The following is a 6077-nucleotide window of genomic DNA, read 5'->3' as shown; positions in this document are numbered from 1 at the left end:
GCGGTGGCGTCAACCATGCAAGTGAGTTTCGAGGTGCTCGGGGACCGCACCGGGGTGGCTTTGGACGGCGTCGACGTCAGCGATGACATCCCCTTGGAGCGCACTGGTGGGCTGGCCTCGCAGGTGGCGGCGCACCCCGGTGTGCGCGACGCGTTGCTCGGCCTGCAACGCCGCTTTTTGCGCGCGCCCGGGCTGGTCGCGGACGGAAGAGACATGGGCACCGTGGTGTTCCCGTCTGCCGAGTGCAAGGTCTACCTGACAGCGAGTGTGGCCGAACGGGCCGAGCGACGTCGCCAACAGCTCGCGTCGAGGGGAGTTCGTGTTACACTGGACGACTTGTCTGAGGATATCAGGCAACGGGACGAGCGGGACATGACCCGCAGCGTCGCGCCGCTCAAGGCGGCTGATGACGCCCTGGTGCTCGATTCCACGGGGCTGTCGATCGACGCCGTGTGCGAACGCGTCCTGGCGCACTTCGGTGCGCACAAGCGCTGACCTGGACCCCACCAGGCGGCGACCCAACCCACGCCGCGATGTGACTGATCGCGCCGTGTCACCAACCAGTCGCAGGATCAATTGATGTCCGAATCCTTTGCCGAGCTCTTCGAAGAGAGCTTGAAAACCACCGAAATGAAACCCGGCACCATCCTCATGGGATCGGTTGTCGACATCACCCCTGACTTCGTTGTCGTCTCGGCCGGCCTGAAGTCGGAAGGCGTGATCCCGATCGAACAATTCCGTGTTGACGGTGGCGACCTCGACGTCGCGGTCGGCGACACGGTCGAAGTCGCGCTAGACGCGGTCGAAGACGGCTTCGGCGAAACGCGCCTGTCGCGAGAGAAAGCCCGCCGTGCGCGCAGCTGGGCGAAGCTCGAAGAAGCCTTCGAGGGCGAAGAGATCATCAGCGGCCGTATCACCGGCAAGGTCAAGGGCGGTTTCACCGTCGAGATCGACGAGATCCGCGCGTTCCTGCCAGGCTCATTGGTCGACGTGCGTCCGGTGCGCGACACCGGCTATCTCGAAGGCAAGGAGCTCGACTTCAAGGTCATCAAGCTCGACCAGCGCCGCAACAACGTGGTGGTGTCTCGCCGCGCCGTGGTGGAGAGCGAGTACAGCGCCGAGCGCGAAGCCCTGCTCGAGAAGCTGCAGGAAGGCATTGAGGTCATGGGTATCGTCAAGAACCTCACGGACTACGGTGCGTTCCTCGACCTCGGTGGCATCGACGGCCTGCTGCACATCACCGACATGGCGTGGAAGCGTGTCAAACACCCCTCCGAGGTGGTCGAGATCGGTCAGGAAGTCAAGGTCAAGGTGCTCAAGTTCGACCGCGAACGCAACCGCGTGTCGCTCGGCCTCAAGCAGCTTGGCGACGACCCCTGGTCCGATATCACCCGCCGCTACCCGGAGGGCTCACGCCTGTTCGGTCGTGTCACCAACATCGCCGACTACGGTTGCTTCGTCGAGATCGAGGAAGGCGTGGAAGGCCTGGTGCACGTGTCCGAGATGGACTGGACCAACCGCAACGTCAACCCGGGCAAGGTCGTTGCCGTGGGCGACGAGGTCGAGGTCATGATCATCGACATCGACGAAGAGCGCCGCCGCATCTCCCTGGGCATCAAGCAGTGCAAGCCGAATCCGTGGGATGAATTCGCCGCGGTTCAGCGCAAGGGCGACCGCGTGGTGGGCAAGATCAAGTCGATCACCGACTTCGGTATCTTCATCGGTCTGGACGGCGACATCGACGGCCTGATCCACCTCTCGGATCTGTCCTGGAACGACAACGGCGAAGAGCTGGTGCGCAACTACAAGAAGGGTGATGAACTCGAGGCCATCGTGCTCTCGGTCGACCCCGAGCGGGAGCGCATCAGCCTGGGCGTCAAGCAGATCGATCAGGATCCCTTCGCGCAGTTCGTCGCGGACAACCCGAAGAACAGCATCGTCAAGGGTACCGTCACCGACGTGGACGCCAAAGGCGTCACGGTGCAGCTGGCCGACGGCATCGACGGCTACATCCGGGCGAGCGAGATTTCGCGCGACCGGGTCGACGACGCCCGTCAGCTGTTCAAGGACGGCGACGAGGTGGAAGCGAAATTCGTCAACATCGACCGCAAGTCACGCATGTTGAACCTGTCGATCAAAGCCAAGGACAGCGACGAAGAAGCCGAGATGGTCAGCGACTACGGCGAGTCGACCGCCGCAGCGCCGGCCACGACGCTGGGCGACATCCTCAAGGAGCAGATGGAGCGCAACTGAGTCGGTTGCGCCGAGCCACCGTCAATCGGACGGTGGCTCAGGAACTGCTAACCTCGTTTGAACTGGGTTGAAGACAACGGGATTGTGAGGACGGACGTCATGTCGACACGCGATAACCCCATGACCAAGTCGGAATTGATCGAGGACCTGGCGCGAGAACAGGGGCACCTTGCGCAAAAGGACGTCGAACTCGCGGTCAAGGTGATGCTGGAGTCCATGAGCCAGGCGCTCTCGGGCGGCGACCGCATCGAAGTCCGCGGCTTCGGTAGCTTCAGCTTGCATTTCCGCCCGCCTCGCATCGGCCGCAACCCGAAGTCCGGCGACACGGTCGCGCTGCACGGCAAATACGTGCCCCACTTCAAACCCGGCAAGGAACTGCGCGAGCGCGTCAACGCCTCGGCAGGTTCTCCCCACCACGCTGCCCCCACAGAAGACCCCAGCACGCCCGAGTGACGTGTTCGCCGTGTCGGCCCGCCCGCGGGCACGCGGTGGCGAGGTCGCGCGCCCGCGCCCACAAAGCCCGGTAGAATAGTCGGCGTTGCCCCGAACCGGTTCCCCCTGTGTTTGAAGCTCTCTGGTTGTTACTGCCCGTGGCTGCAGCCTCCGGGTGGATAAGTGCGCGACGCAGCGGCTCTCGTTTCGACATCGAACCGCCGAGCGAGTACTACCAGGGCATCAACTACCTGCTCAACCGGCAGGAAGACAAGGCCATCGACGTTTTTCTGCGGCAGGCCGAGGTCGACGACGACGCAGCCGAAACCCACCTGGCGTTGGGGTCTCTGTTTCGCCAGCGCGGCGACGTCGAACGCGCCATCCGCATGCACAAGGACCTCATCGGCCGGCCGGGGTTGCGCAAACGCACCCGTGACGAGTCGCGCCTGGAGCTCGCGCGTGACTACTTTGCCTCCGGCTTGCTCGATTGGGCCGAGGAGGCGCTTCAGGAACTGATCAACGACGGCGTGTTGGTCGAGGCCGCCTATGAGCAGCTGATCGGTATCTACGAGCGCGAGAAGGAGTGGCAGCAGGCGCTCGCCGCTGCCGAAACCTGCCAGCGCCAGACCGACCTCGACCTCGCTGCGCGTGCGGTGCATTTCCACTGCGAACTGCACGAGCAGGCGCTGCGGTCGGGCGACACCGACCGGGCGGCCGATCACCTCGATCGAGCAGAGGCCCTCGGGCCCACGGTCGCGCGGGTGTGGTGCCTGCGGGCCGAAGCCGCGCGTCGCGCAGGCGACATGCGCGGCGCCGTGCAGCACTACGAAATGGTGGTGTCCCTCGACGAGGGCATGGTGCCCGAGGTAGCCGAGCACCTGCTCAGCGCCCTGACGGCCACGGGCGACGAGCGGCAAATCCGCGCCTACCTCAACAAGCTTCGCCACCAGCCCAACACCTACACCATGGTGAGCACCGCGGCCGGTTTGATCGCCAAGTTCGAGAACACCCGATCGGCGCGGCAGTTCTTCAAGGACCAGCTGTTGCAGCGGCCTTCGCTGCCCGGCCTGACGCACTGGGCGCGCGCCGAGATGGAGAGCGGCAGCAGCGAGACGCGGGCGCAGGTCGGGGTGATCGTGGAGATGCTCGAACGCCTCATGGCCAAGCGCCCGACCCACGCCTGCCGTGTGTGCTCCTACCGCGGGCACCAACTCTATTGGCTGTGTCCCGGGTGCCACAGTTGGGATTCCATTCGGCCCATCATGGGCGACGACGGGGAGTGAACACGTGACAGACAAACCGGTGATCGTGGCGCTGGACGCCGCCGATCAATCGCAGGCGCTGGCCTTGGCCGGCCAGCTCGACCCCGCCCGGTGTCGGGTCAAGGTGGGCAAGGAGCTGTTCACCGCCGCCGGCCCGGACGTGGTCGACGCCCTGCACACGGCGGGCTTCGACGTGTTCCTCGACCTGAAATTCCACGACATCCCGAACACCGTCGAGGGCGCGTGTCGGGTGGTCAGGCGCCTGGGCGTGTGGATGTTGACCGTGCACGCGAGCGGCGGCGACGCCATGCTGCGCGCTGCGCGCGAGGGGCTCGGCAGCGACGTGAAGCTGGTCGGCGTGACGGTGTTGACCAGCCTCGACGCGGGCATGTTGGCGGCACTCGGGGTCACGCGGTCGCTCGAAGACCAGGTCGATGCGCTCGCACGCAGCGCCATCGGCGCCGGACTCGATGGCGTTGTCTGCTCGGCGCACGAGGCGGCGCGCCTGCGCGGCACACTGGGAGCGGCACCGCTGCTGGTGACACCGGGCATTCGCCCGCAGGGCACCGACGCGGGTGATCAGGCCCGCGTCATGACGCCGGAGCGGGCCGTTGCCGCGGGTGCAAGCTACCTCGTGATCGGGCGCGCGATCACCGGCGCGCCCCAACCCGCGAGACAACTGGCCGACATCAACCGCGCACTCGCAGCAGGCTGACCTTCTCATGAGCGAAAAGACCTTCATCAGCGCCGAGTCCTTGTTGGCGGACAGTTACCGCCTGGCGGCTCAGGTGATCCAGAGCGACTTCCGGCCGAATTTCATCGTCGGTGTCTGGCGCGGTGGCACGCCGGTCGGCATCGCCGTGCAGGAGCTCTTCGACTACTACGGTTTGCACTGCGACCACATCGCGATTCGGACCAGCTCGTACTACGGCATCGACCAGACCGACAAGACCGTCCGCGTGCACGGCCTCGACTACATCATCAAGAACGTCAACAGCGAAGATGGCCTGCTCATTGTCGACGACGTGTTCGACTCCGGCCGCAGCATCATGGCGATCATCGAGACGCTGGAGCGCAAGGCGCGCAAAAACACGCCAGCCGACATTCGCGTCGCCACCGCTTATTACAAGCCTGACCGGAACAGCAGCCCGCGTGAGCCGGACTACTACGTGCACGAGACCGCCGACTGGCTGGTGTTTCCCCACGAGATGTCGGGTCTCACACGCGCCGAAGTGCGCTCCTGTCGCCCGTGGATTGCCGACATCCTGGCCCCGGTTGACGCCCACCTGCGCGGGCGCGGCGAGGCCGTGCCCGAGTGAACCCGATGCTGGCGAACGCGCTGGAGGTGGCCGCCTGGGTGCTGCCGGTGGTGTTCGCCATCACCGTGCACGAGGCTGCGCACGCCTTCGCGGCCTGGCGCTTTGGCGACACCACCGCGCGCGATCTCGGTCGCCTGACGCTCAACCCCCTGCCGCACGTGTCCATGGTTGGCACCGTCCTGGTGCCGGCACTCGCGGTGTTTCTCAGTGGCATGGCCTTTGGCTGGGCCAAACCGGTGCCGGTGAACCTGGCGCGTGTGCGCTCGCCGCGCACTGCGATGGTCTGGGTGGCGCTCGCCGGTCCACTCTCGAACCTCATCATGCTGGTGGCCTGGAGCGTGCTGCTGGTGTCGCTGCCCGAACCGGGTGATGACCCGAGCTGGATGGGTGCGCTGGCCATTGCGAGCAACCTCGGTGTGCTCGCAAACCTCATTTTGATGGTCTTCAACCTGTTGCCCGTGCCGCCGCTCGACGGTGGCCGGGTCGTCATGGCGCTGCTGCCGACGGCGGTGCTGCGTCGCGTGGGCGCCTGGCATCACTGGGTTGGCCTGCTCGTTGTGGTGGCGCTGGTGCTAAGCGGGATCGCCAATCGCGTTATGGTGTCGGCTATCGAACAGTGGATCGCAGTGCTCAACCTGTGGGTTGGCGGCTGACCCGAATCGGTGAGCGGGGTATGACGATGGACAAACGCTTCAGTGACGCCTTTGAGCGAGACGGTTTTGCGGTCCTGCCGCAGGTGTTGTCCGCCGAGCAACTTGGCAGACTGCGCGCGACCGTGCAGGACAGCGTCGACCCGCCGCTCGCGCCGATC

General features: G+C 65.5%; 7 protein-coding genes. All 7 read left to right on the top strand.

Features of this window, described 5'->3' with window-relative positions; genetic code table 11:
* The coding region (gene cmk / locus AAGA11_22405) for a (d)CMP kinase (GenBank protein MEM9605628.1) at positions 1-495 on the top strand (495 nt) is incomplete at its 5' end.
* Positions 496-576: 81 nt separating this feature from the next.
* The gene (rpsA, locus tag AAGA11_22400) at positions 577-2253 is read left to right on the top strand and encodes a 30S ribosomal protein S1 (protein MEM9605627.1); all 1677 of its coding nucleotides are present in this window, start codon (positions 577-579) and stop codon (positions 2251-2253) included.
* Positions 2254-2373: 120 nt separating this feature from the next.
* Positions 2374-2706, top strand: a complete 333-nt coding sequence (locus AAGA11_22395) for an integration host factor subunit beta (protein ID MEM9605626.1) — start codon at positions 2374-2376, stop codon at positions 2704-2706.
* A 107-nt stretch (positions 2707-2813) separates the two neighbouring features.
* On the top strand, positions 2814-3968 hold the full coding sequence (locus AAGA11_22390) for a tetratricopeptide repeat protein (protein MEM9605625.1): 1155 nt from the start codon (positions 2814-2816) through the stop codon (positions 3966-3968).
* 4 nt (positions 3969-3972) lie between these two features.
* Positions 3973-4662, top strand: a complete 690-nt coding sequence (gene pyrF, locus AAGA11_22385; protein ID MEM9605624.1) for an orotidine-5'-phosphate decarboxylase — start codon at positions 3973-3975, stop codon at positions 4660-4662.
* Between the two features lie 7 nt (positions 4663-4669).
* Positions 4670-5266 carry a phosphoribosyltransferase family protein gene (locus AAGA11_22380; GenBank protein ID MEM9605623.1) on the top strand — a complete coding sequence of 199 codons (597 nt, stop codon included), beginning with the start codon at positions 4670-4672 and terminating at the stop codon, positions 5264-5266.
* A gap of 5 nt (positions 5267-5271) precedes the next feature.
* A complete protein-coding gene (locus AAGA11_22375; protein MEM9605622.1) occupies positions 5272-5919 on the top strand; it encodes a site-2 protease family protein in 648 nt (215 codons plus the stop codon).
* The last annotated feature ends 158 nt before the right edge of the window (positions 5920-6077 follow it).

The sequence above is a fragment of the Pseudomonadota bacterium genome (genome assembly GCA_039196715.1).
Classification (GTDB): Bacteria; Pseudomonadota; Gammaproteobacteria; order CALCKW01; family CALCKW01; genus CALCKW01.
Note: the sequence above shows the minus strand (reverse complement) of the source record. Positions and strands in the feature narration are given on the sequence as shown.

Coding starts and splice junctions, on each gene's coding strand:
- AAGA11_22395 (MEM9605626.1), top strand. CDS start 2,374: ATGACCAAGTCGGAATTGATCGAGGACCTGGCGCGAGAACAGGGGCAC.
- AAGA11_22375 (MEM9605622.1), top strand. CDS start 5,272: ATGCTGGCGAACGCGCTGGAGGTGGCCGCCTGGGTGCTGCCGGTGGTG.
- AAGA11_22380 (MEM9605623.1), top strand. CDS start 4,670: ATGAGCGAAAAGACCTTCATCAGCGCCGAGTCCTTGTTGGCGGACAGT.